23 protein-coding genes and 2 pseudogenes are annotated in these 22,998 nt (G+C 71.1%); 12 read left to right on the top strand and 13 right to left on the bottom strand.

What is annotated here, in order from left to right; translation table 11 throughout:
• Window positions 1-116 precede the first annotated feature (116 nt).
• Window positions 117-3,242 carry a sacsin N-terminal ATP-binding-like domain-containing protein gene (locus tag ACKTSN_RS25905; protein WP_409471297.1) on the bottom strand — a complete coding sequence of 1,042 codons (3,126 nt, stop codon included), beginning with the start codon at window positions 3,240-3,242 and terminating at the stop codon, window positions 117-119.
• 90 nt (window positions 3,243-3,332) lie between these two features.
• A complete protein-coding gene (locus ACKTSN_RS25900; protein ID WP_409471296.1) occupies window positions 3,333-4,259 on the bottom strand; it encodes a DUF3027 domain-containing protein in 927 nt (308 codons plus the stop codon).
• Window positions 4,260-4,571: 312 nt separating this feature from the next.
• On the opposite strand from ACKTSN_RS25900, the gene ACKTSN_RS25895 reads away from it, so the two are divergent.
• The 4 genes from ACKTSN_RS25895 (at window position 4,572) to ACKTSN_RS25880 (ending at window position 8,178) form a co-directional block, all read left to right on the top strand.
• On the top strand, window positions 4,572-5,963 hold the full coding sequence (locus tag ACKTSN_RS25895; protein WP_409471295.1) for an MFS transporter: 1,392 nt from the start codon (window positions 4,572-4,574) through the stop codon (window positions 5,961-5,963).
• Between the two features lie 117 nt (window positions 5,964-6,080).
• Window positions 6,081-6,548, top strand: coding sequence for a DUF2771 domain-containing protein (locus ACKTSN_RS25890; protein ID WP_409474919.1), 468 nt, complete (start codon window positions 6,081-6,083; stop codon window positions 6,546-6,548).
• An 11-nt stretch (window positions 6,549-6,559) separates the two neighbouring features.
• Window positions 6,560-7,270 carry a futalosine hydrolase gene (locus tag ACKTSN_RS25885; protein WP_409471294.1) on the top strand — a complete coding sequence of 237 codons (711 nt, stop codon included), beginning with the start codon at window positions 6,560-6,562 and terminating at the stop codon, window positions 7,268-7,270.
• The gene (locus ACKTSN_RS25880; protein ID WP_409471293.1) at window positions 7,267-8,178 is read left to right on the top strand and encodes a 1,4-dihydroxy-6-naphthoate synthase; all 912 of its coding nucleotides are present in this window, start codon (window positions 7,267-7,269) and stop codon (window positions 8,176-8,178) included. Before ACKTSN_RS25885 ends, ACKTSN_RS25880 begins: the two co-directional genes overlap by 4 nt.
• Before the next feature lie 14 nt (window positions 8,179-8,192).
• Here the strand turns inward: ACKTSN_RS25880 and ACKTSN_RS25875 are convergent, their stop codons facing one another.
• Window positions 8,193-8,576 carry a cold-shock protein gene (locus ACKTSN_RS25875; RefSeq protein WP_129798464.1) on the bottom strand — a complete coding sequence of 128 codons (384 nt, stop codon included), beginning with the start codon at window positions 8,574-8,576 and terminating at the stop codon, window positions 8,193-8,195.
• 717 nt (window positions 8,577-9,293) lie between these two features.
• On the opposite strand from ACKTSN_RS25875, the pseudogene ACKTSN_RS25870 reads away from it, so the two are divergent.
• Both ACKTSN_RS25870 and ACKTSN_RS25865 read left to right on the top strand, forming a co-directional pair.
• A pseudogene (locus tag ACKTSN_RS25870) lies at window positions 9,294-9,808 on the top strand (Tn3 family transposase); the annotation flags it as partial.
• 80 nt (window positions 9,809-9,888) lie between these two features.
• On the top strand, window positions 9,889-11,250 hold the full coding sequence (locus tag ACKTSN_RS25865) for a CoA transferase (protein ID WP_409471292.1): 1,362 nt from the start codon (window positions 9,889-9,891) through the stop codon (window positions 11,248-11,250).
• 61 nt (window positions 11,251-11,311) lie between these two features.
• Here the strand turns inward: ACKTSN_RS25865 and ACKTSN_RS25860 are convergent, their stop codons facing one another.
• Window positions 11,312-11,458: a hypothetical protein gene (locus tag ACKTSN_RS25860; RefSeq protein ID WP_409471291.1), complete on the bottom strand. Its 147-nt coding sequence runs from the start codon at window positions 11,456-11,458 to the stop codon at window positions 11,312-11,314.
• 302 nt (window positions 11,459-11,760) lie between these two features.
• On the bottom strand, window positions 11,761-13,380 hold the full coding sequence (locus ACKTSN_RS25855; protein WP_409471290.1) for a recombinase family protein: 1,620 nt from the start codon (window positions 13,378-13,380) through the stop codon (window positions 11,761-11,763).
• Between the two features lie 220 nt (window positions 13,381-13,600).
• Here ACKTSN_RS25855 and ACKTSN_RS25850 point away from each other — a divergent pair, with 220 nt between their 5' ends.
• The gene (locus ACKTSN_RS25850; RefSeq protein WP_409471289.1) at window positions 13,601-13,873 is read left to right on the top strand and encodes a hypothetical protein; all 273 of its coding nucleotides are present in this window, start codon (window positions 13,601-13,603) and stop codon (window positions 13,871-13,873) included.
• Here ACKTSN_RS25850 and ACKTSN_RS25845 read toward each other — a convergent pair.
• Together ACKTSN_RS25845 and ACKTSN_RS25840 are read right to left on the bottom strand one after the other, a co-directional pair.
• Complete coding sequence (locus tag ACKTSN_RS25845; protein WP_409471288.1) at window positions 13,828-14,475, bottom strand: HAD family hydrolase; 648 nt, start codon at window positions 14,473-14,475, stop codon at window positions 13,828-13,830. The genes ACKTSN_RS25850 and ACKTSN_RS25845 overlap by 46 nt on opposite strands.
• Window positions 14,476-14,711: 236 nt before the next feature.
• Complete coding sequence (locus ACKTSN_RS25840) at window positions 14,712-15,650, bottom strand: hypothetical protein (protein ID WP_409471287.1); 939 nt, start codon at window positions 15,648-15,650, stop codon at window positions 14,712-14,714.
• Window positions 15,651-15,730: 80 nt separating this feature from the next.
• On the opposite strand from ACKTSN_RS25840, the gene ACKTSN_RS25835 reads away from it, so the two are divergent.
• The 3 genes from ACKTSN_RS25835 to ACKTSN_RS25825 all read left to right on the top strand — a co-directional run bounded on the left by ACKTSN_RS25835 (window position 15,731) and on the right by ACKTSN_RS25825 (window position 18,971).
• On the top strand, window positions 15,731-18,334 hold the full coding sequence (locus ACKTSN_RS25835; protein WP_409471286.1) for a helicase-associated domain-containing protein: 2,604 nt from the start codon (window positions 15,731-15,733) through the stop codon (window positions 18,332-18,334).
• Between the two features lie 190 nt (window positions 18,335-18,524).
• The gene (locus tag ACKTSN_RS25830; protein ID WP_263494553.1) at window positions 18,525-18,653 is read left to right on the top strand and encodes a hypothetical protein; all 129 of its coding nucleotides are present in this window, start codon (window positions 18,525-18,527) and stop codon (window positions 18,651-18,653) included.
• Between the two features lie 84 nt (window positions 18,654-18,737).
• Window positions 18,738-18,971, top strand: a complete 234-nt coding sequence (locus ACKTSN_RS25825; RefSeq protein ID WP_409471285.1) for a hypothetical protein — start codon at window positions 18,738-18,740, stop codon at window positions 18,969-18,971.
• Here ACKTSN_RS25825 and istB read toward each other — a convergent pair.
• The 4 genes from istB to ACKTSN_RS25805 all read right to left on the bottom strand — a co-directional run bounded on the left by istB (window position 18,949) and on the right by ACKTSN_RS25805 (window position 21,042).
• On the bottom strand, window positions 18,949-20,163 hold the full coding sequence (istB, locus tag ACKTSN_RS25820) for an IS21-like element helper ATPase IstB (protein WP_409474918.1): 1,215 nt from the start codon (window positions 20,161-20,163) through the stop codon (window positions 18,949-18,951). The two genes, ACKTSN_RS25825 and istB, sit on opposite strands and share 23 nt — an antisense overlap.
• Window positions 20,164-20,447: 284 nt before the next feature.
• Window positions 20,448-20,696 carry a hypothetical protein gene (locus tag ACKTSN_RS25815; RefSeq protein WP_409471284.1) on the bottom strand — a complete coding sequence of 83 codons (249 nt, stop codon included), beginning with the start codon at window positions 20,694-20,696 and terminating at the stop codon, window positions 20,448-20,450.
• Window positions 20,684-20,908, bottom strand: a complete 225-nt coding sequence (locus tag ACKTSN_RS25810) for a hypothetical protein (protein WP_409471283.1) — start codon at window positions 20,906-20,908, stop codon at window positions 20,684-20,686. Before ACKTSN_RS25810 ends, ACKTSN_RS25815 begins: the two co-directional genes overlap by 13 nt.
• Complete coding sequence (locus tag ACKTSN_RS25805; protein WP_409471282.1) at window positions 20,905-21,042, bottom strand: hypothetical protein; 138 nt, start codon at window positions 21,040-21,042, stop codon at window positions 20,905-20,907. The genes ACKTSN_RS25810 and ACKTSN_RS25805 overlap by 4 nt, the downstream gene beginning before the upstream one ends.
• 239 nt (window positions 21,043-21,281) lie before the next feature.
• Between ACKTSN_RS25805 and ACKTSN_RS25800 the strand changes: the two genes are divergently transcribed.
• A complete protein-coding gene (locus ACKTSN_RS25800) occupies window positions 21,282-22,022 on the top strand; it encodes an XRE family transcriptional regulator (RefSeq protein WP_409471281.1) in 741 nt (246 codons plus the stop codon).
• 4 nt (window positions 22,023-22,026) lie between these two features.
• Window positions 22,027-22,497, top strand: coding sequence for an NUDIX domain-containing protein (locus ACKTSN_RS25795; RefSeq protein ID WP_409471280.1), 471 nt, complete (start codon window positions 22,027-22,029; stop codon window positions 22,495-22,497).
• Between the two features lie 63 nt (window positions 22,498-22,560).
• On the opposite strand, the gene ACKTSN_RS25790 is transcribed toward ACKTSN_RS25795, so the two are convergent.
• Together ACKTSN_RS25790 and ACKTSN_RS25785 are read right to left on the bottom strand one after the other, a co-directional pair.
• Complete coding sequence (locus ACKTSN_RS25790) at window positions 22,561-22,686, bottom strand: helix-turn-helix domain-containing protein (protein WP_409471279.1); 126 nt, start codon at window positions 22,684-22,686, stop codon at window positions 22,561-22,563.
• A gap of 73 nt (window positions 22,687-22,759) precedes the next feature.
• Window positions 22,760-22,960, bottom strand: a pseudogene (locus ACKTSN_RS25785) (recombinase family protein); the annotation flags it as partial.
• Between the last annotated feature and the right edge of the window lie 38 nt (window positions 22,961-22,998).

The following is a 22,998-nucleotide window of genomic DNA, read 5'->3' as shown; positions in this document are numbered from 1 at the left end:
CGGGGCCCAAGTGATCGTGGAGCCTGTTGGCTCGCATGATCTGACACGTGACTGGTGTGAATGGTTGCACGTCGTACGAAAATTTTGTGGGGAAATTCTGAGGCTCTGTGAGCGCCTCAGTCGAACCACCGGTCCCGTGCCAACTCCGCCGTCCGTGACGGGTCCTCCAGCAGTGCCGCCACCTCGAAGCGCCGCGGCCACTGGCCCGCCGCCCAGGCGAGACCGGCGGCGACACCCTCCAGCGTGGCGGCGTGCAGTACGCCGTCGGAGGTGACCCACCAGTCGATCTCCACACCGTCGACGACGAGTTCCTCGTGCTCGACGTAGGTGTCGGGCGTCCGGGGGCCCAGCAGCACCCGCACCGGCTCCGGCACCTCGTGCTCGGTGCCCTCGGAGTCCACCTCACCGGTGACGGACTCGCTCAGCCGCCGCACCTGGAACAGCTCCGCCAGCTCGGCGGCCCGGGCCGGCGGCACCGGCAGCAGGGGCACACCCTCGGTGAACGGCAGCAGGTCCGGCGAGTCGACGACCACCGCGTCGGCCGCGTCCACGACCTCGACCCGCCCGTCGACGACCGCCCGCAGCTCGTCCGGCAGGGTCACCTGCTCCGGGTCCAGCTCGGCCAACGCGCCGTACAGGCCGTGCAGTTGGGCGCCGGTGACCTGCCGCTCGGGGTCGGCGAGCCGGTCCAGCAGCTCGGCGGCGCCGCCCGGCTCGTCGAGGAGGGCCGCGACCGACGTTCGTACGCCGAGCGCCCGCAGCACCTGCTCGTCGTCGAAGCCGGTGGCGTCGGCCTCGTCGTACAGGCCGCGCAGCAGCGGATCCCCACCGGCGGCGAGCAGCCCGGCGGGGCGGCGTCCGTCGAGCACCGGGTGCCCACGCAGCCACCAAGCGGTGTAGGGCCGTACGACCTCATGGGTGCCGTCGGGCAGCAGGATGCGCACCGGCTGGATGAGCGCGTCACGCAAGGGGGGTTTCGACAGCAGGGCGAGGGCCTGCGGCCACTTGTCGTCGGCCACCAGATCCAGATCGCGTACGGCGATGAGTTCCGTCGCCACCGGCGGCACCGGCGAGTCCGGGAAGCGGTCGAGGATGTCCTCGCACCAGACGTCCACGGCGTCCAGCAGACCGGGGTCGTCGGGCTCGGCGAAGTCCCCTTCCCGGGGCTCGAGTTCATCGGGGTCGAGGACGACGTCGGTGGCGCGGACCAGCGCGAAGTCGGCGAGGACGCCACAGGCGGCGAGCGGCTGCTCACCGAAACGCTCGGCCAGCTCGGCGTCGACGAAGGCGAGTTCACCCTCACGCATGACCTGGGCGAAGGGGCTGCCGGGGAAGACGAGTTCGCCTGCCGGGGCCAGTTCCCCTTCCTCGTCCGGGAGGGCGAGGGCGCCCAGCCAGGGCTCGTCACCGGCTTCGAGCCCGGCGTCTCGCACGAGCGCGAGGACGGTGTCCGCCAGCTCCTCGGCGTCCGGGGCGTCCTCCTCCCAGAGGGCGCCGCCCTCGTCGTCGAGGGAGGCGGCGACGGCGGCGCGCACCTGCGGGGTGGTGAGCACGGCACGCGGGGTCGCGGGCAGGGCGCCGAGCTTCTCCAGGAGCGGGTGCGCGGCATCCGGGTGGGCGACCTTGAGGCCGAGCCGGGCGAGGACCTCGGGGTCGATGCGGGCGGCGTCCGGGGCGGGCAGGAGGACCTGCCGGGGCCCGATCGTCGTGCGCCGGTCGGCCAGCGGCACGGGAAGCCCGGTGAGCCGGTCCGGATCCACCCCGGCGAGGCTGTCGTACAGCCGCCGCCACCAGCCGGGCTCCTTCTCCAGGCCGGCCAGCCGGTCGATGGCGTCGCTCAGCCGGACCCGGGCGACCCCGAGCGTGCGCAGTTCGACCCGCCGTTCCAGCCCGGCGGGCAGCAGCGTGGGCAGCACCTCGGCGAGCACCCGTACGGTGTCGGCGCCGGCGCCCTCGACGACCTCGGCGTCCCGCGGCCGGAGGGACTCGGGCAGCTCGTCGGAGCCGTCGCCGGCGGGCGGAACGGCCGGCGGCAGGAAGGACGTCCGCGGCAGCCGCTCGAGAATCGCCTGCCGCAGCGCCCCGTCCAGCTCGCCCTTCCCCAGCGGGCCGGGCACGAGGTCGATGATCGCCTCGCTCACCGGCCGCCATTCGGCGAGGAGTTCGGCGTACGCGTCCGCCGCACGCTGCACGACGAAGTCGGTCAGCGGGCCGGGCGCGGCGTGCCGGCGGGTGGTGTCCAGCGGGAAGGACGCGATGAGCAGGGCGGGCACGCCGAGGGGCTCGTCGCTGGGGGTGGGAGCGTGGACGACGGGGCTGGTGCGGGGCCGGACGGGAGTGCCGTGGGCGGCGTCGATGGGCACGGCCCAGGTGACGGACCAGTGGGGGCGCAGCCGCTCCTCGACGGGGCGGCCGGCGAGCAGATCGGGCGTGAGGGGGCCGTGGGCGGAGGAGGTGCGCCAGTGGGTGACGCCGTTGCGGGAGTCCTCCACGACCGTGAAGGCGCCGTCGGTGCTGCGGCGCACGGTGCGGGGGGCGTCGCCGTCGATCTCGACGACAACCTCTTCCAGTCCCGGCAGGGTGAGCAGCAGGGAGTCGTCGACGGCGCGCAGCAGCCGCTCGGCGAGATCGGCGGCGGCGGTGTCGCGCAGCGGCAGGATGACGACGGTGTCGTACGGGTCGGGCGCGGTGCCCTCGGCGGCGAACGGCAGCCGCAGCAGGGGCACGTGTCCGTCCCGCCGGCGGATCTCGTCGCCCAGGCCGGGGCTGTGCCGGGCGGTGTCGGCGGCGAGGTCACGGGCCTCGGCCAGGGACCAGCGGACACCGCCGTGCCGGCCGACGACGGCGGGCTCGTCGGTGACGGCCAGTACGGCGGCGAAACCGACGCCGAAACGGCCGATGGACGGCGTGTCCCGCTTGGCGGAGGCGCGGAGAGTGGCCAGCGACTCGACGCCGGCGGCGTCCAGGGGGGCGCCGGTGTTGGCGGCGAAGAGGACGCCGTCGCGGAGGGTGAGCCGGAGCCGGCCGGGCACGCCGGCGCGGGCGGCGGCGTCGGCGGCGTTCTGCGCCAGCTCCACGACGAGCCGGTCCCGGTAGCCGCCGAGGACGAGATCCTCCTCGGCGTTCGCGTCCTCACGGAACCGCGCCGGGCTGGTCGCCCAGGCATCCAGCACTCCGCGCCGCAGACGAGCCGTCCCGAAGGGGTCCGCACCTTCGGCGGCAGGCCGCACGAACTTGCTCACGTTCACTCTCCTCATCGCCGTGAGGAGAAGGTATCGCGCGGGAGCGACGACCGTGACGTCACGATCTCAGCCGGCCCCGGAGTCGGGACGCTACGAATGCCCCAGCTCGGCCACCGACTCGTCGGGCACCTCCGGAACCGACCCGGAATCCCGCGCCGGCCGCAGCGGGAACGGATCCACCCGCGTCTCGTCGATCACCGGCGGAATCGGCTGCGGCGGCTTCGGCATCACCGCGGCCTCGGAGTGCCCACCGCACCCGTACGCCAGCGACACCACCCGGCCGTCGGCCGGCGAGAACTCGTTCGCGCAGACCCCGAAGGCCTGCCCCAGTGACCCTCCGATCGGCACCAGGAAGCCGCAGCTCGCGCAGGACGCCGGCGCCGCCTGCGCCATCGGCGTCTTCGGGCCGAAGCCCTCCTCCCAGCGGTCGGCGGCCACATGCAGCCCGTACCGGGACAGGACCCGGGCGCGGCGCATGCCCAGTTCCTCGGCGACCGCCGCGATCGAGCCGCGCGTGGGTGCCGTCGGGAGGGTGGCCGGCGGGCCCGCCGTGACCTCGGCGTCCTCGGCCTCGACCAGTTCCGCCATGTCCGCGGACACCGCGGAGTTCGGCGGCGGCCCCTCCTCGCCGGTGAAGCCCGGCTCCAGCCGCAGATCCTCGGCGTCCGTGGGGAGCAGGTCGCCGGGGCCCATGTCGCCGGGGCGCAGCCGCTCGCTCCACGGCACCCACTCCGGCGCCAGCAGCGCGTCCGGGCCGGGCAGCAGGACGACCTCGTCCAGCGTGACGATCTTCGCGCGGGACGCCCTGGCCACCGTCACGGCCCAGCGCCAGCCGCGGTACCCGAGCTCCTTGCACTCGAAGAAGTGCGTGACAACGCGGTCGCCCTCGGAGGCCGTGCCGACGTGCTCCCCGACGACGCCGGGCGCGGCGGCCTCCTCGGCTGCGGCGCGGGCGAGGTCGACGGCCTCGGCGCACAGGCGGTCGGGGGTGCGGCTTCGCGTGGTCGCTGCGCTCACAGGTATCGCTTCTCTCCTACGCCGTCTCTCGGGTGCGGTGCCTTGAGGCGTCGGGGCGGACGGAGCGGACCTGGGGACCGCGTCGACGTCCGCGCGCCATCGCGCTCGGGCGCACCTGTCACCATCCATTCTGCGGGATGGCCGAGATACGCACGCTACCTGTTGTCCGGCGCTGGGCCTACACCGGCGGGAGTCTTCGCTGCTTCCCGGCGGTCTTTCCCGCCCACCCACCGGACGCGGCGACCTGTGAAGTGCACGCCCATACGCGCCGTAACCGCACTACGGACGTCGCTCTCGGGGCACTATGACGGGGTGGCAAGCGGCATCAAGGGCAGCAGCGGACGCAGCGGAACGGGCCGGACGCATGGCTCGCTCCGTTCGCTCGGCCGTGCCCTGCACTTCCCCCTGACGGGTACGGCCCGCGGTATCCGCAAGGCGACCCACGCGCACGGCGCCGGTGAGTCGGGGCTCGGCAAGCTGATCGAGCTGCACGGCGTGAACGGCGCGGGCGATGTCATGATCACCGTGGCGCTGGCCTCCACCGTCTTCTTCTCGGTGCCGACCGACGAGGCCCGCGGGCGCGTCGCGCTCTACCTCGCCATCACCATGGCGCCGTTCACTCTGCTCGCGCCGGTGATCGGCCCGCTGCTCGACCGGCTCCCGCACGGCCGCCGCGCGGCGATGGCGGGCGCGATGCTGGCCCGGGCGCTGCTTGCGCTGGTGCTGTCCGGAGCGGTCATCACCGGCAGTATCGAGCTGTATCCGGCGGCGCTCGGCGTGCTCGTCGCGTCGAAGGCGTACGGGGTGGTCAGAAGTGCCGTGGTGCCTCGGCTGCTGCCGCCCCGGTTCTCCCTGGTGAAGGCCAACTCCCGGGTCACCCTCGGCGGGCTGCTGGCGACCGGTGTGGCGGCGCCGGTCGGGGCGGGGCTGCAGGCGATCGGGCCGCGCTGGCCGCTGTACGGCGCGTTCGTGATCTTCATGGCCGGAATGTTCCTGTCGTTCTCCCTGCCGCCGAAGGTGGACTCGGCCAAGGGCGAGGACACCGCCCTGCTCGCCGCGGACGCCGACCATCTGCACGGGCCGCACCTACGGCCGGTCAAGCGTCCGGGGCTCAGGACGGTCGGGACCGCGGTCACCCACGCGCTCGGCGTCAACGCGGCGATCCGCTGCCTCGCCGGGTTCCTGATCTTCTTCCTGGCCTTCCTGCTGCGCGAGCACCCCATGACCGGGCAGAGCGCGGCAGTGTCGCTGGGCATGGTGGCGGTCGCGGCGGGCGTGGGCAACGCGCTGGGTACGGCGGTGGGGGCGGCCCTGCGGGCACGGGCACCGGAACTGATCATCGTGACGGTCGTGGCGGTGGAGCTGGGCGTGGCGATCACGGCGGCGGTGTTCTTCGGCGCGTTCCTGGTGGCGTGCCTGGCGGCGGTCGCCGGGTTCGCACAGGCGCTGGCCAAGCTGTCCCTGGACGCGCTGATCCAGCGGGACGTACCGGAGCTGGTGCGGACGTCGGCGTTCGCCCGCTCGGAGACGCTGCTGCAGATGTCGTGGGTGATCGGCGGCGCGATCGGCATAGCACTGCCCCTGAACGGCACCCTCGGCCTCGTCGTGGCCGCCTGCATCGTCGCCGCCGGCTGGCTGACCACCGTCCGCGGCCTGCTCAGCTCGGCGCGGCGCGGGGGTGCGGCCCGGGTGCGGGTGGTGTAGGGGCGGGCGAGTCGCGGGTGGTGCAGGGGGCGGGCGAGTGGCGTAACGCACGGCATGGCCTGTACCCCACGTGGGGAGCGGGTCGCGCGTGACCGATAGCCTTCGGGTATGACCACGATGCAATCCGTTGTGCGACGCCGCCGCGCCGTCGCCGCCGCCGGCGCCGTTTCCGCCGGACTGCTCGTCCTGTCGGCCTGCGACAAGCCGTCGCCGATGTCGACGATCACCGTCGGTTCGAGCTCGGTCAGTTCGGAGGCCACCTGCTACCACGAGGGTGACGCTCTCACGGCCGAAGAGCGGTCCGGGTGCCTGAAGGAGGAGGGCATCAAGTCCATCTCGGTCGACCCCGACGAGACTGTGCGCTTCGGTGTGGACCCGAAGATCGCGGACAAGGGCTGGACGATCCTGATGAACGGCCAGCCGCTCACCGACTCCAGCACCAAGACGTACCGGACCATCCCGGGCAGCGTGTTCTTCAACGCCCAGTACGGTGCCCAGGGCAACTCCACGCTCGTCTCGATCATGGGCGGCAAGCAGGAGGCCCCCACCGGCCTGTGGTCCTTCAGGCTGAAGAAGGACGCCTGACCCTCACCGCAGTGTCCCCCGCAGGCATCCTCGTAGCCACCGCCGTCCCCGCAGAACGGGACGCGGTGGCACGTGCGTTCCCGGGCCCGGTCACGGACGTCTCCCTCCCCGGAGCCGCCCTGCACCGGCCCCCCGCCGGCCCCGACCTCCTGGCCGCCGGCGTCGGCCCCGCCCTCGCCGCCGCCTCCACCGCGGCCGCGCTCACCGCCGCCGCCCTGGCCGGCACCCCGTACGCCCTGGTCGTCTCGGCCGGGATCGCCGGCGGCTTCGTGCCCGAGGCTCCCGTCGGCTCGCTCGTCGTCGCCGACGAGATCACCGCGGCCGACCTGGGGGCCGAGACCGCCGACGGCTTTCTGCCGGTCACGGAGCTGGGCTTCGGCACCGTCACCCACCGTCCGCCGCACACCCTCGTACAGGCCGCCGCCGACGCCACCGGAGCCCGCGTCGGCCCGGTCCTCACCGTGTCGACGGTGACCGGCACCGTGGCCCGTGCCACCGCCCTGCGCGCCCGCCACCCGCGCGCCCTCGCCGAGGCCATGGAGGGCTTCGGTGTCGCCGAGGCCGCCGCCGCGCACGGCACGCCCGTCCTGGAGTTGCGCGCGGTGTCCAACCCGGTCGGCCCGCGCGACCGTGCCGCCTGGCGGATCGGCGAGGCTCTGGCGGCGCTCACCGAGGGATTCGGGAAGCTCGCGCCCGTACTGGAGAGTTGGAAGCAACCATGAGCCCTGACATGCGTTCGCTGCAGATCGCGTACTCCCCCTGCCCCAACGACACCTTCGTCTTCGACGCCCTCGCCCACGGCCGCGTGCCCGGCGCTCCCGCGCTCGACGTGACCTTCGCGGACATCGACATCACCAACGGCATGGCCGAGCGCGGCGAGTCGGACGTGCTGAAGGTGTCGTACGCGGTGCTGCCGTACGTTCTCGGCGAGTACGCGCTGCTGCCGTGCGGCGGGGCGCTGGGGCGGGGGTGCGGTCCGCTGGTGCTGACCCGGGAGCCGGGGGTCGACCTGACGGGCCGTACGGTCGCGGTGCCCAGCGAGAAGTCGACCGCGTATCTGCTGTTCCGGCTGTGGGCGGCCGACACCCTTGGAATCGAGAGGGGCGGGCCCGCAGGGCCCTCGGTTGAGGGTGGTGGTGGGCGACGGGTGGGCGGGGTGGGCGAGATCGTGGTCATGCCCTTCCACGAGATCATGCCCGCCGTGCGGGACGGGAAGGTCGACGCGGGCCTGGTGATCCACGAGGCGCGGTTCACGTACCAGAACTACGGGCTGCACAAGCTCGCGGACATGGGCGAGCACTGGGAGAACACCACCGGGCTGCCCATCCCGCTGGGCGCGATCATCGCCAAGCGGTCACTGGGAGCGGACACGCTGACGCTGCTCGCCGAGTCCATCCGTTCCTCTGTACGGGCGGCCTGGGACGACCCCGAGGTGTCCCGTCCGTATGTGATGGAGCACGCCCAGGAGATGGACCCGGACGTCGCCGACCAGCACATCGGGCTGTACGTCAACGAGTTCACCGCCGGCCTCGGCGAGGACGGCTACGCGGCCGTACGCGGACTGCTCACGCGCGCGGCGGCCGAGGGGCTGGTGCCGCCCCTCGGGCCGGAGGCGCTGGATTTCCCCTGAATCTTGAACGGGGTTTACACGTCGAGCTGGTCGGCGACCGCTCGGAGCAGGCCGGCGATCTTCTTGCCGGAGGCCTTGTCGGGGTAGCGGCCCTTTTCGAGCATCGGGGTGATGTTCTCCAGGAGGGTCGTCAGATCCTGGACGATGGAGGCCAGCTCATCCGGCTTCTTGCGCTGTGCGGCCGCGACCGACGGGGTCGGGTCCAGGAGGGTGACCGAGAGGGCCTGGTCGCCGCGCTGTCCAGCGACCACACCGAACTCCACGCGCTGACCTGGCTTGAGCGTCTCGACTCCGGCGGGGAGAACGGAGGAATGGACGAAGACGTCACCGCCGTCGTCGCGGGAGAGAAAGCCGAAGCCCTTCTCGCTGTTGAACCACTTGACCTTGCCAGTCGGCAAAGCACACACTCCCTCGATCGGTCCCGGACGGGCCCCGGACGCCGTTGAACTGCCGTCGAACCACCTTACCGGGGGTCTCTCCAGGGGAACACGCCTTAAAACGGGACTGAGCCTGGACGACGTATTCGCGCACGTCGTCGCGGACGGCATCGGCATCCCAGGCGGCCCGGGCAGTTCTTGCGCGGCAGGTCCGACAGCAGGCCCAGCACCAGCCGCCCGGCGCGCAGGCGGGGTTCGTACCGGGCGAACCCGCCCGCGATACGCCCCATGGCCACCTCGAACGCCTCCCGCCAACGGCCGGGATCTATGCTGCGACCTGCGGCCACCGTCTCATCGAAAGTCCACACAACTCACGATGATCAACGGTGGCCGCGCCCATCTCTGCACCGGCCCCCACCAGCAAGATCACGGTCCAGAGCTGGGGTATTGGCCGCTGTGTCGGTGGCACATGGCCATCGCCGCTGCCCCATGGAAAACCTGTCCTGCTGCATGGGAGCGCGGCGCCGTCATTCGAGACCGCCTGCTCGATCAGCTGGGAGCGTGGGTCAGTAACGGGCAACCGCTGCGTGATCGTGCCGGGCTGCCTGGGACGCCAGCCGGATCACCCCGCAAGGCGCCGGCGGCGGGCACGCTGCCGGCACGTCGCGCCGCAGTAACAGGCCTGGCGGCCGGTGGACCGGGCTGGCAGCGCGGCCCCGCACTCCTCGCAGCGCGATGCGGTTGAGGGGCTCCATCCACACCGGTGCCGTCCGCGCTTACGACGTCATCCGTATGCTCTCGCGCGACGGCCGCCCCACCCCGCTCGGCGACGCGATCACGCACTACGGGCGGATCGCCAAGACCCTGCACATCCTGCGCCTGGCGGACGAGCCCGGCTATCGCCGACAGATGAAGGTGCAGGCCAACCTCCAGGAGGGCCGCCACGCGCTCGCCCGGAAGGTCTTCCACGGGCGGGCCGGGCAGCTCTACCAGCGCTACCAGGACGGCATGGAGGACCAGATCGGCGCCCTCGGACTGGTGCTGAACGCGCTGGTGCTGTTCAACACCCGTTATATGGACGCCGCCGTGCAGCAACTGCGCCCGGACGGGTTCGATGTCTGCGATGAGGACGTGGCCCGCCTCTCCCCTTCGTGCGGCACCACATCAACATGCTCGGTCGCTACTCCTTTCAGCTCCCGGACCTGCCCGGCGGCATGCGGCCTTTGTGTGACCGGGATGCCGCTGACGAATAGATGGGGGTGAGCGGTCCAACAAGGTAGGTGAAGTGTTTGCACCTGACACCGCCGCCCTCGTGGTGGTGCAGGCTAGCCGAATGATTCATACCAACGACGAGGCGACTGCTCAGGCCTGGATCGCCCTCGGCGGGCGGGCCGAACTGGTCGAGAAAGTGTTGTACGAAGGGGCGAGTGGCGTGCTGCCTGCACGTCTGCCGGTGCGGGAGTTGGCGCGGGCCACCGTGGGTGTGTGCTCGCTGGCTGCTGCGGAACTACTGGCGCGGCGGGGCCGGGGTCCGGTACCGGCGGTTCGGGTGCGCGAGGGAGCGGTGGCCACGGCGTTCGTCAGCGAGCGACACCTGCGCATCGATGGCCGTGTCCCGGCGTCCTTCGCACCGTTGTCCGGCTTCTGGCGGGCGGCGGACGGCTGGGTACGGACCCATGCCAACTACCCCCACCACCGTTCCCGGTTGCTGAGAGCCCTGGGCATGTCTGACACCGGCGACGATCGGGCTCTGGCCAAGCTGTTGTCGGACGAGCTGGCTACGCGCTCGGCACAGTCCGTACAGGAGACCGTCTATGCGGCGGGCGGCCTGGCTGTGGCCGTGGCCTCGGCCCTGCTTGAGACCACACTCCCGCTGGTCGAGACGCGGCTCGTCGGGGAAAGCGGCCCACTGACGCTGCCGGCGGCGTCGCTGCCAGCCGGTGGAGTACGGGTCTTGGACCTGACCAGGGTCATTGCCGGGCCGGTCGCGACGCGCACACTCGCCCTGCTGGGGGCCGATGTGTTGCGTGTGGACTCGCCTCAGCTTCTGGAGGACCAGGACGCCCACGCTGACACCGGTTTCGGGAAGCGCTCTACGCTGCTGAACCTCTCTGCTCCCGGAGACCGGAACGTCTTCGAAAACCTCCTCGGCTCAGCCGATGTCGTGCTCACCGGTTACCGGCCTGGCGCGCTGGATCTGCACGGTCTGGCGCCCGACGCTCTGCTGGCAAGGCGACCTGACTTGATCGTCGCCCAGCTCTGCGCCTGGGGCTGGTCGGGACCGTGGGCTTCGCGGCGTGGCTTCGACAGCCTCGTCCAAGCAGCGAGCGGTATTGCCTCGATCGAGGCTTCCACCGACGGCTCCCCAGGAACGCTGCCCGCGCAGGCGCTGGATCACGGAACCGGGTACCTCCTCGCGGCCGCAGTCTTGCGCGCACTGACCGACAGACAGGAAAACGGTGGTGGGAGGCATCTACGGCTGTCGCTTGCGGGCACCGCGTCCTGGCTCTTGCACGACATCCCTCCCGCCCCGATCGAAGGCGACGAATACGCACTACGACCCTGGCTGGCCAGAACCGCGTCACCCTACGGATTGCTCGACCATGCTCTTCCCCCAGTGCACTACGACGGGGCACCTCGAAACTGGGACCGCCCGCCCACGGAGTGGGGCAAAGATCTGCCGGTCTGGGCCTGATCGCGTACAGGGCGCACCCGGAGGAGGGGGACAACGCGGTCTCAGGCAGTCTCTCCCGTACTCAGCGACGGCTGCCTCCCGGCGCGATCTCACCGAGGGGGACCTCCAGTCCCCGCTCGGCGAACGCCTCGCTGGCGGCGGCAGGCACCTGGGCCCGGTTGCGGCGGGCGGCGGCCCGGTCGCCCCCGCGCGCCCGCCTGGTCGGCACCCCGGGGCAGCAGGCCGCGCCGAGCCGGAACGGGGGCTGACGGCCGTTCCCAGCCCCGACGAGACAGGAAAGGAGTACGACCGCACGACCTCCCGGGAGCCGTGGAACCCCGGCGCAGCCGCAGCGACACGCGAAGGCCCCGCCCGCTCTCACGCGAGACAAACGGGGCGAACCAGCAACTCCGTCATGCACTCACGACCACTGACGAATCGAGATTAATTCGAATCGTTAAAGGTATGGGGTCGAATTCCGAAACAATTAAAATGCAAGAATAAAGCCCCGCAATCCAACGGGGATTTTTCTTATACACTCTCCTGTCGCGCAAATGCCAGCGCCTTGAACCGGCATTCCTCCGGTACGTTATGGCTCACCACAATTCTGGTCACCTTCTCTTTCTTGGTCAGACTGAACTCCTGAGCCATGGTCTGAATATCTCCCAGATCCATGACCATTCCCCCCTCTTTCTCGTCCGCCCCCTTATCCCAAGCCCAGACCTTTACTTGGTAGGTACGCAGGAATTCCCTACGATCTTCCTGGTCTTTGACCTCCCAGACTTCTCCGTACTTCTTACCCGTGGCTTTCAGAGTCGGGGTAGCCCTTTCCTCTTCCTGCTTTGCCAGGAGAGCGACTTTCCCAGACAGACTCTTGTGTATACGACGGTAAGACTCTTCCTGTCCCTCTCCGTCGTATTCCCCTGCAAGGTAGTCCGCCTCTAGGCGTTCCAGCCGTGCCCTAGCCGACTGGAGTTCCCTTGCCTGTGAGGGACTCTTACCGGCTCGCTCGTACATGTCCCACTGACCGACGCTCCCCCGGATCTCCTGATCAACCCACTGGTCAAGGGCGTCCGCACGGACATAGAGACCCGTTGCGCACGCCCCACCCTTGAACTTGTTGGAGCACCGGTAATACCTGTGTCCGGGAACCTTCGTACCGTCTTTCCTTGTGTGCCCGGAGCCCAAGAGAGAAGTAACCGGCGCTCCACATTCACCGCAGCGAGCAATACCGGACAGGAGACTCTTAGCGCCATTACGGCTTTCTCCTGTAGAGGCTTTGGGAGCGGGTTTGATCCGATCCACCAGGTCTGCCCATTCATCCATGGAGGCCAGGGGCATCTCAGGGAGAACGACCGGCTCTCCCTGGTCATCCAATACAGCCTCACCCTTGTAGGTGTAGATACCGGGAACCCAGGGAGAGCGGATGAATTTGTTGATGATGGTGGACTGCCACTGAGTTCCCTTGGTTTCCTCCCCCTTCAACTTCCTGAGGTGATCCGACCACGTGAGAATTCCACGGGAGTTGAAGTCACGTGCGATCCGGTGTGTGGACTGCCCCTCTCGGATACGAGAGAAGATCTCTTCCACGTACGGGTGGAAGCCCTGGTCAATCTCCAGGATCTTCCGCTTCCCGCCTTCAACAGCCTTGATGCGGTAGCCGGTAGGTGGAGCACCCGTGAGCCATGAACGGTTCTCCAGCCGAGTCTGTACGCCGTTCAGGACGCGTGCCTGGATCGTGTCCCACTCAGCCTCAGCGAAGACGGCCGTCATCCGAGCCATCATCTTTCCCTGAGGGGTGGACAGGTCGAATCCCTCTTCAACACAGACGATGAACTTGCCGTTCTGCTGTGCCCACTCCAGAAGCTCATTGAAGTGCATGGAGCGACGGGTAAGCCTGTCCATCTTGGCCGCAATGATCACGTCGAACTCATCGGCTCGGGACATGAGCCAGCGTCCAAGCTTGGGCCGCTTGAAGGGACTCAGGGAGCCGGATACGTCGGTGTCCTCTGCCTCCCCCACCAGGACGCCGGACAGGTGAGGAGAGCTGACGTGGTGTCGGATCACGCCACGCTGCCACCCGATGGACGTAGAGCCGTCAGAGTCGGCGGACAGGCGCAGACATGCGAGGTACCGCAGGTTGGGTTGCATGGGAGAGAGGCTAGCGGAGTCTGTGTGTCTAGGTGACTGACTTGACTTTTCCGGTAGGCACGCTTGTCCTCGTGCTCGTCGGAAAACTGCTTCTGAAACGGCTCTTGACAGCACTCGGGCGGGTCGTCCATGACCCGCCGGTACCAAGGCCAATGGGTCTTCAGGCCGGTGACAAGACGTCGCCCGGTTGTTCCTTCGCGCTGGGAACTACCCTGGTCGGGTGCGTGACAAAACCCAACCGAATTCCGCCGCGCCCGGTGACCGACTGATCCGTGCCGGTGCCGTCGTCTTCGTCGTCGGGGCCGTGGCCACTCTCGTCACGGTGGCCCCGCTGTTCCTCGGGACGACGCCTTTTCCGACCTACATGTTCCTACTGAGCATGCTCATGGGGGTCGGCTTCCTCATCGCCGGGGCGGGCGTGTTCCAGGCGATCGCGGCGGGGCGGCGTCAGGCGCGCGGTGCGTCGACCGCTTCCGGTGCTGCTTCGAGATAGGCCGAAAGCCACTCCGGGAACTCGCCGAGACCGGCGAGGACGACATCCGCGCCTGCCGCGCGCAGTTCGTCGGCGTCGCACGGGCCGGTCGCCACGGTCACCGACAGCGCGCCGGCCGCACGGGCGCCGCGTACGTCGCCGGTGTGGTCGCCGACGTACACACTCGCGGCGTGCTCGCGCAGTGCCTCCGCCTTGGCCTCCGCCCATAGGTTGCCGATCACCGCGTCGGGCTCGATGCCGAGGTGGGTGAGGTGCAGCTTGGCGTTGGGCTCGTACTTGGCGGTGACGACGACCGCGCGTCCGCCGGCCGCCCGGACGGCCTCTATCGCCTCGTGGGCGCCGGGCAGGGCGGGGGTCGCGGCGATGGCGATCGACGGGTACATCGCGCGGTAGACGTCGGCCACGGCGGGCACGTCCGCGGCCGGGAACCAGTGGCGCAGCTCCTCCTCCAACGGCGGGCCCAGCCGGGTGATCGCCAGGTCGGCGTCGATGTACGTTCCTGTCCGCTCGGCCAGTGCCAGGTAGCAGGCGTGGATGCCGGGGCGGGAGTCTATGAGCGTCATGTCGAGGTCGAAGCCGACGGTGGGCGGGCGCGAAATCATATGGGCCATTGTGCAGGGTGCCTCCGGCGGTCGGGCCGGGTGTGCCTTGTGCTGGTGGGTGGGCGTGCGCCTTGGGCCGGTGGTGGGGCGGGGTCGGGGCGGTGTGGCGAGTCCGCCGCGGGTTGCGCCCCTCTGCCTGCTGCCACAGTGGGCCGACGTTGGGACCGGCTAAGCGGCGGACTGCGCCACACCGCCCCGACCCGCTTCCGTGGCACGGCGGCTTTCCCGCCGCCTGGCTAGCGCTCCTTCTGGGAGCGCCATACCAGGAACAGGGCCGATGCCAGGGCCGCGCCTCGTAGGACCCAGGGCCAGGTTTCGGCCAGTGCGTCGTTCATGTGGCCCTCGGGAACGGGGGTGCCCCAGCGGCCTTCGGTCCTTCCCCAGAGCCAGACGAAACCGGCGGTGACCGCCAGGGCGGGCAGGCCCATGACCGCCCATTTCACTTCTGCGCGGGTCAGACGGCGCGAGGCGTACGCGATGAGCCAGCCGAAGGCGAGGGCGAGCAGGTTGCCGAGTACCGCGCCGACGACCAGGAGGGCGGCGGCCAGGAGCAGGAAGGGGTTGCTCCAGGTGCCGGGGGACGGGAGCAGGCGGCGGCGAGGGGTGGGTTCGTCCTCGTCCGGTTCCGTCGCCTGCCCGACCGGCGGCTCGGGCTCCTCGGGCAGGTCCTTCGGTGGCGACTTGAGCAGTTCCGGGATCTCCACGCCGCCCACGAATCCGGGCACGCTGTCGCCGACCCCGAACGGGCTGCTGTCCACCCGCCACCAGTCGGGCTGCGTCGCGCTGTCGCCGAGTTCGTGCTCGCCGGCGCGGTGGGGCGGGGACGGGGCGTCGGAGGGTGCCGGTGCGGGGGGTTCGGCGGGGCGGGGGCGGGGCAGCATGCTGCGCTTCGGTTGCTGGTCCCGTTGTGCAGGTACGGCCGTCGGTGGTGACTCCGGGCGGGTGCCGGAGTCGCCTGCGGCGGCGACCACCTCGTCGGGGCTGCCGATGCGGGCGATGATGCGGCGGACGGCGGCGGGGCTGTCGACGACGGCCTTGGCGCGGCGCCGGTCGATCTCGTCGCGCAGCTGCGATACCAGGCGCATCCGGGTGGCGGAGGACAGCTGCCGCTGCTGAGCCACGTCACCGACGCGGCTCAGATACTCGTAGACGACCTTGTCGCTCTCGATCCCCACGCTGTCCCCTCCGGGGCGGGTGTGCCGGTTTCCCCGTGGGACGACGGTAGCGCAGGCCGCCACCCGCTACCGTGGAGCGGATGAGCAGCGATGAGAAGCCGGTGGCCCCGCGGTCCCTCGCGGAGGCGCTGCGTGCGCGGGACGACGCCTCTCTGGCCGTGCTGCTGCGCAGCCGGCCCGATCTCATCACGCCCGTGCCGACGGATCTGACGCAGCTCGCGACCCGGGCCGGCACCCGTGCCTCGGTCGTGCGCGCCCTGGAGCGGCTCGACCGGTTCGCGCTGCAGACGGCTCAGGCGCTGGCGGTGGCGGCGGATCCGGCGACGTACGAGGAACTGCTCGGGCTCATGGCCGGGGACGAGGGCGATCCGCTCGTCGCCGCCGCGCTGCCGCGCGCCCTCGGCACGCTGCGCGAGCAGGCCCTGGTGTGGGGCGACGACGAACGGCTGCGGCTGGTGCGCACGGCTCGGGAGCTGCTCGCGCCGTCGCCGCAGCATCCGTCGCCGACCGGGCTCGGTCCGGCGGTCCAGGAGGCGTCGGCGGGCATGTCGCCGGGGCGTATCCAGGAACTCGTGACGGCCGTCGGGCTGCCCTCCACGCACGACTCCGTCTCCGCGGTGGCCGCCCTCACCGCCCTGTTCACCGACCGGGCGCGGATGGCCGCGCTGCTCGCCGGGGCCCCGGCCGAGTCGCTGGAGGTGCTGGAGCGGCTGGTGTGGGGGCCGCCGTACGGCCAGGTCACCGCCACTCCGGCACCCCGGCTGCGCTGGCTGCTCGACCGCGGGCTGCTGCTGCCGACGGCGCCCGGCACGGTCGCACTCCCCCGGGAGGTCGCCCTGCACATGCGCGGCGGCCGCGCGCACCGTCTGCCGGAGCCGGTGCCGCCGCCCGTGGAGGTGGCGGCCAGGCACCGTCCACAGGTTGTGGACGCCACGGCGGCCGGGCAGGCCTACACCGCGCTGGCCACCGTCGAGGAGCTGATGAAGGACTGGGACGAGGGCGGGCCCGCGGTGCTGCGCGCGGGCGGGCTCAGTGTGCGCGACCTGAAGCGGACCGCCGTCGCGCTGGACGTGTCCGAGCCGGTCGCCGCGTTCTGGGTCGAGCTCGCCTACGCGGCGGGCCTGGTGGCCTCGGACGGCGAGGCCGACGAGCGGTACGCGGCGACCCCGGCGTACGACGAGTGGCTGGAGCAGCCCGCCGCCCAGCGCTGGACCCGGCTGGCGGAGGCGTGGCTCGCCGCGACCCGGACGGCGGGGCTGGTCGGCGGGCGGGACGCCAAGGAGCGGGCGCTGGCGGCGCTGGGACCGGGCCTCGACCGCTCCGCGGCGCCGGAGGTACGGCACCGGGTGCTGAGCCTGCTCGCGGGACTGCCGGAGGGGGCCGCGCCGACGGCGGAGTCGGTGCTGGCGCGGCTGCGGTGGGAGCGGCCGTTGCGGGGGCGGGAGGGCCAGCGGGACGGCGGGGGGCGGGATTCCGCGCGTGATTCCGTCCAGGACGGTGGCACGGGCGGGCGCGACGACGATCTGCGTGCCCGGCTCGCCCAGTGGACCCTGACCGAGGCTGAGCTGCTCGGTGTGACCGGGCGGGGGGCGTTGTCCGCGCACGGGCGGGCGCTTCTCGGGGCGAGCGCCGCCGCGCACATGGCGGACGAGGAGCCGGAAGGCCCCGGTGACAAGCTTCCCGTCCGCCATCGCCCGCCCACTGCCCCGGCGCCCCTGTCGCCCGGCGAGCAGGCCGTCGCCTCCGCCACGGCCGCCCGGCTGCTCGTCCCGCTGCTGCCCGAACCGCTGGACCACGTCCTGCTCCAGGCCGACCTCACCGCGGTCGCGCCGGGCCCGTTGCAGCGGCCGCTGGCCGACATGCTGGACGTGCTCGCCGACGTGGAGTCGAAGGGCGGCGCGACCGTCTACCGCTTCACGCCCGCCTCCGTACGCCGCGCCCTGGACGCCGGCCGCAGCGCCTCCGACCTGCACGACTTCCTCGCGGCACACTCCCGTACGCCGGTGCCGCAGCCGCTCGCCTACCTGATCGACGACGTGGCCCGCCGGCACGGCCAACTGCGCGTCGGCGCCGCCTCGGCGTATGTGCGCTGCGACGACGACGCCCTGCTGGGCGAGATCCTCGCCGACAAGCGGGCCGCCGGCCTGCGGCTGCGCCGCCTCGCGCCGACCGTGCTGGCCGCGCAGGCCGACCCGGCGGCGCTGCTGGAGGGGCTGCGCGCGATGGGCTTCGCGCCCGCCGCCGAGTCCGCCGAGGGCGATGTACTGATCACGCGGGCGCACGCCCACCGCACCCCGCCGCGCACCGCACCCGAGCCGGTGCCGGACGGCCCGCCCGCCCCCGACGCGACGCTGCTGACGGCCGCGATCCGGGCCATCCGGGCGGGCGACCTGGCCTCCACCGCCCCGCGCAAGCCCACCGGGACGGCCCCGGTGACCGGCGGTGAGCTGCCGCGCACCAGCTCCGCCGACACCCTGGCCACCATGCAGGCCGCCGTCCTGACCGGCCAGGCCCTGTGGATCGGGTACGTCAACGCCGAGGGCGCCGCCAGCCAGCGGGTGATCGCGCCGGTACGGGTGGAGGGCGGTTTCGTGACGGCGTACGACCACACCGCGGACGAGGTCCGCACCTATCCGCTGCACCGGATCACCGGGGTCGCGGAGCTGGCCGACGACCAGGTGTGAGCGCCGGTCACTCACACGGGCGTAGGCCCGAATTCATGCACGCCACGCCGGACACTTCCCACCCATGAGGGAGCTTGCAGGTCGCGGCGCATTCCGCTGCGGGCCGCCGGGCAGCCACCGGATGTCCTGATCAAGCCCGAACCGCCCGGCAGGGGGCTCGGGCGAACACAGCTGAAAGGAAATCCCACACATGCGTGCTGCCCGTCGTTTCGCCGCCGTCCTGGCCGCCACGGCCATGATGCTCGGCGCCTTCACCACCCAGGCCGCGGCCGTCGGCATCGATGTCGCCGGCCTGGTCATCGAGACGCCGCCCGTCTGACGCGCCCGCACACCTCATAGGGCCGGTCCCGGCGCCCCGGGACCGGCCCTCCCCTCGACCTCCTGTGAAAGGCCCTGACGTCCCATGCGTTCCAAGCTGCCCGTCCGCGCCCACTCCGCCGTCGCCGTCTGCGCCGCCGCGCTGGTGACCGCCGCCGCCCTTGTCGCCGCGCTCGCGCCCGAGGCCTCGGCTGCCCCGACCGCGCCGCTGCCGCTCCCGGCCGCCGGGGCCGGAGGCGAGCCCCTCCTCGCCAACATCGACGGGCACATCTTCGCTCAACCGCTGGTCAACAACCTCACCCTGCCCACTCCGAAGTAGCCCGGCGCATCCGGTAGCTCTCCCCTTCGAGCCGCACGATCTCGGCGTGGTGGGCCAGCCGGTCCACCATCGCCGGGGCGGCCGGACCGCCGAACACCTCGTCCCACCTCTCAAGCGGGCGGTCGCTGGTCACGATCAGCGACCCCCGCTCGTAGCGGTGGGCAACCAGCTGGAAGAAGAGCCGGGAGGTGTCCGCGTCGAAGGGCACGTACCCGACCTCGTCGACGATCAGCAGCGGGCAGTCGTCGAGGGCGGTGAGCTCCTCGTCGAGCCGGCCCGCCGCCTGCGCCCCGGCCAGCCGCGCGGCCCAGCCGGCGGCCGTGTCGAACAGCACCCGGCGGCCGGCCTGGCAGGCGCGCACGCCGAGCCCGACGGCCAGGTGCGTCTTGCCGGTGCCGGGCGGCCCCACGAACACCACGTTGCCGTGCGCCGCGACGAAGTCCAGCTTGCCGAGCCTTGCCACGGTCTCCCGGTCGAAGGCCCGCGGGTGTTCCGCGTCGAACTCCTCCAGCGCCTTCCGGGCCGGGAAACCGGCGGCGCGGATCCGCTCCTCGGCCCCCGTCTCGGCGGGCGGCGGCCCGGCCTGGGCCGGGATCGACACCGCCGCCGGGGGCCGCACGGGTTCGGAGTCGTCGGCCCGGTGGTCCCGGTGGTGGGCGCGTTCGGCGTGCGCGGCCATCGGGCCCGACATGTACGCCAGGATCGCCGCCGACACGATGAACGCCATGTGGATCACCGTGCCCCACAGCAGGGAGTGCCGGGCGGTGTGGTGCACATCCACGAACATCTGCAGCAGATGGACCGAGGAGATGCCCACGATGGCGGTGGCCAGCTTCACCTTCAGCACGTTGGAGTTGACGTGCGAGAGCCATTCCGGCTGGTCACGGTGGCCCTGGAGGCCGATGCGGGAGACGAACGTCTCGTAGCCGCCGACGATCACCATGATCAGCAGGTTGGCGATCATGACGACGTCGACCAGCTTGAGCACGGCGAGCATGACGTAGGTCTCGGTCGCCTGCCCGGTGATGCACCGGAGGATTAAGGCCCACAGTTCGTTGAAGAACTTGTAGACGTACACCCCCTGCGCGGCCACGAGGCCGAAGTACAGCGGAGCCTGCAGCCAGCGGGTGGCGAACAGGGCGTAGCCGAGGGTGGTGGTGGGCGGGGACGGGTCACGAGTGATGGCCTGCACGGTCGGCCATTCTTCGCAGCCGGAGCCGTACAGGTGAAACCGTTCCACCCCCAGGAATGAATAGACATCCTGTACGACGGGACGTGCGCGCCTCCGCGACCAGGAACCGATCAGGAATCGATCAGGCACACTGGACGTTTGGCCGTACCGTCCGGCCGCACGGAAAGGGTGCCGCGTGAATGGTCCAGTTCCGGCGGGGGTACTGCAGCGTGAAGCCCCGCCCATGCGCCTCGGGGGAGCACGGACGGGGGGCCGACTCAATGAGCCGTGTTGCTCGCCGTCGCTCAGCGGGTCGGGGTCTCTTCGTCGCGGGTGACGCGGGCGTGGTTGGTGTATTCGCGGCGGAACAGGTCGTGTCCCGTGCGTCCGGTGTGCCTCAGCGCCCAGTCCTGGGCGTCGTTCGGATCGCCCTGAGGGCCGGACGATTCCCCGCAGCCGTACGCGACGCAGAACAGCTCGGCCGTGACGCCGCCCTCCGGGGCGTGGCGGATCGTGTGGTTGACGTAGCGCAGGACGGCCCTCACCTCGTCCACCTCCTGGAAGCGTTCACCTCGCGCACCTTGGCGCGGAGTTCGTCGGACGTTGTCGCCTCTCTGAGGGCCTGCGGGGGCACGTCCCACTCGATGCCGCCACCGGGCGGGCGGAGCTGTACATAGGAGCCCTCAGCGCCCATGACCTCGCCGAGGCGGTCGTTCCTTGTGTCCACGGCCAGCGTGCCGACCTCCGGGACGTCCTGGGTGGTCATGAGCACCCCCGGCGGATCACCTCTGCGAGCTTCAGCGCGGTGTCGGAGTTCACCCGGCCCAGGTCCACCAGGGGCAGGCCGGACATGAGCGCGGTGAGGTCGGTGCCCAGAGACGGGAGCGTGATGCCGGCCATGGCACATGCCTCCCTCAACTCCCGTGCTCCGGAGTCCGCTTCGCGCTACACGGCCGACGAGTGGTCCTGTTCGGCCGGCTGTCGTTCCGTGCTCACCGCAGCCCCCTTGCTCTCGGTCATGCCCTCGATCGTCCGCTTGTCACTCGGGACGGTGGAACCTCGTACGTTTCCCACTTCGGGACGTCCTGAAGCGGGTAAAACGTCCCTGGGTACGTCCCGGACATACGAGGGGGGATGGCATGCCGAACGAGAGACTGCGTACGGCCATGGCGGCGGGAGGCTGGACCTGCGCGACGCTGGCAGAGAAGGCGGAAGTCGACCCCAAGTCCGTCGAGCGATGGGTGAATCTGGGGCGCACACCACGCAGGGCCACGGCGCTGCGGGCCGCCGAAGTGCTCGGAGAGGACGTGCACGCCCTGTGGCCCGCGCTACGACAGGCCCGTCCGGCACGCGCCGTGAGTCCCGAACTCGTGGTGCTCTACGGCCAGCGGGCGGACGTGCCGGTATCGGCATACGTAGAGCTTTTCGCGTCGGCCCGTGAGCGCATCGACATCCTGGTGTACGCCGCCGTGTTCCTGCATGAGGCGTATCCCCGGCTGAACGACTTGCTCCGGGAGCGTGCCGCCGATGGTTGCGCCGTCCGCATTGCCGTGGGGGACGCCGACAGTCCGAACGTCCAGCAGCGCGGAAGGGAAGAGCGGTTCGGGCACGGCATCGAGTCACGCTGCCGTCTCGCGCTCCTGCACTACCGCCCACTGGTCGGTGTGCCCGGCATCGAGGTGCGTACGCACGGGACCACGCTGTACAACAGCCTGTACCGGGCCGATGACCAGCTCCTGGTGAACACGCACGTCTTCGGTGTGAATGCCTACGGGGCGCCTGTGTGGCACCTGCGCCGGACCGGCGGCAGCGGCATGTTCGACACCTATGCGGGGAGCTTCGACGCCGTATGGGCGGCCGGCCGACCTGTGGAAGGGTGATCCCGTGGCACGCACCGAGTACTACGACGATCCCAGCGCCCCAGAGCCCAACAGCCTGGTCGTGGCGGCCTCGGCCGTCGTGACCGACGACAAGGGGCGCATCCTCCTCCAGCGCCGCAGGGACAACGACCTGTGGGCCCTGCCGGGCGGGGGGATGGACATGGGCGACTCGTTGCCCGGTACGGCCGTACGAGAGGTCAAGGAGGAGACGGGCCTCGACGTGGAGATTACGGGACTGGTCGGGACGTACACCGACCCCCGGCACATCATCGCCTACAGCGACGGCGAAGTGCGGCGGCAGTTCAACGTGTGCTTCACGACCCGCATCATCGGGGGCACGCTGGAGATCTCGGACGAGTCCACGGAACTCCGTTTCGTGGATCCAGCGGAGCTGGACGCGCTTCCCATGCACCACACGCAACGGCTGCGCCTGACGCACTTCCTGGAACATCGCTCAGCCCCGTATCTCGGCTGAAGCACGTTGCAGGGCCGTTCCCCGACCACCTCCACACGGGGAGACCCCCCAGGGCCAACGGGCCTACTCCGCGTCGGCGAGTGCCCAGTAAAGCGTCGTGCGGCTCACGCCCAGCGCCTTGGCGATCGCCGTGACACTCTCGCCTTCGGCGCGGCGCGCCTGGGCGGCGGCGAGCTTGTCGGCGTTCATGACGGTCGGCCGTACGGCCGAGTACGCGGGCCGCCTCCAGTCCGGCGCGGGTACGGTCCTTGATCAGGGAACGCTCGTACTCCGCCATGGCGCCCACCACTTGGAGCATGAGGGGCCCGTCCGGAGTGTTGGGGTCATTGCTCGCCAGGGCGCCCGTGAGGACCTCGAAGCCGATGCCGCGCGCCGCCAGGGCGCCCACCGTCGTCACCAGGTCGATCAGGGAGCGGGCGAAGCGGTCCAGCTTCCACACGCACAGGGTGTCTCCGGGGCGGATGCACTCCAGGACGGCCGCCAGTTCGGGGCGGTCGGTGT

This window comes from Streptomyces flavusporus (genome assembly GCF_046267975.1).
GTDB classification, from domain to species: domain Bacteria; phylum Actinomycetota; class Actinomycetes; order Streptomycetales; family Streptomycetaceae; genus Streptomyces; species Streptomyces flavusporus.
Note: the sequence above shows the minus strand (reverse complement) of the source record. Positions and strands in the feature narration are given on the sequence as shown.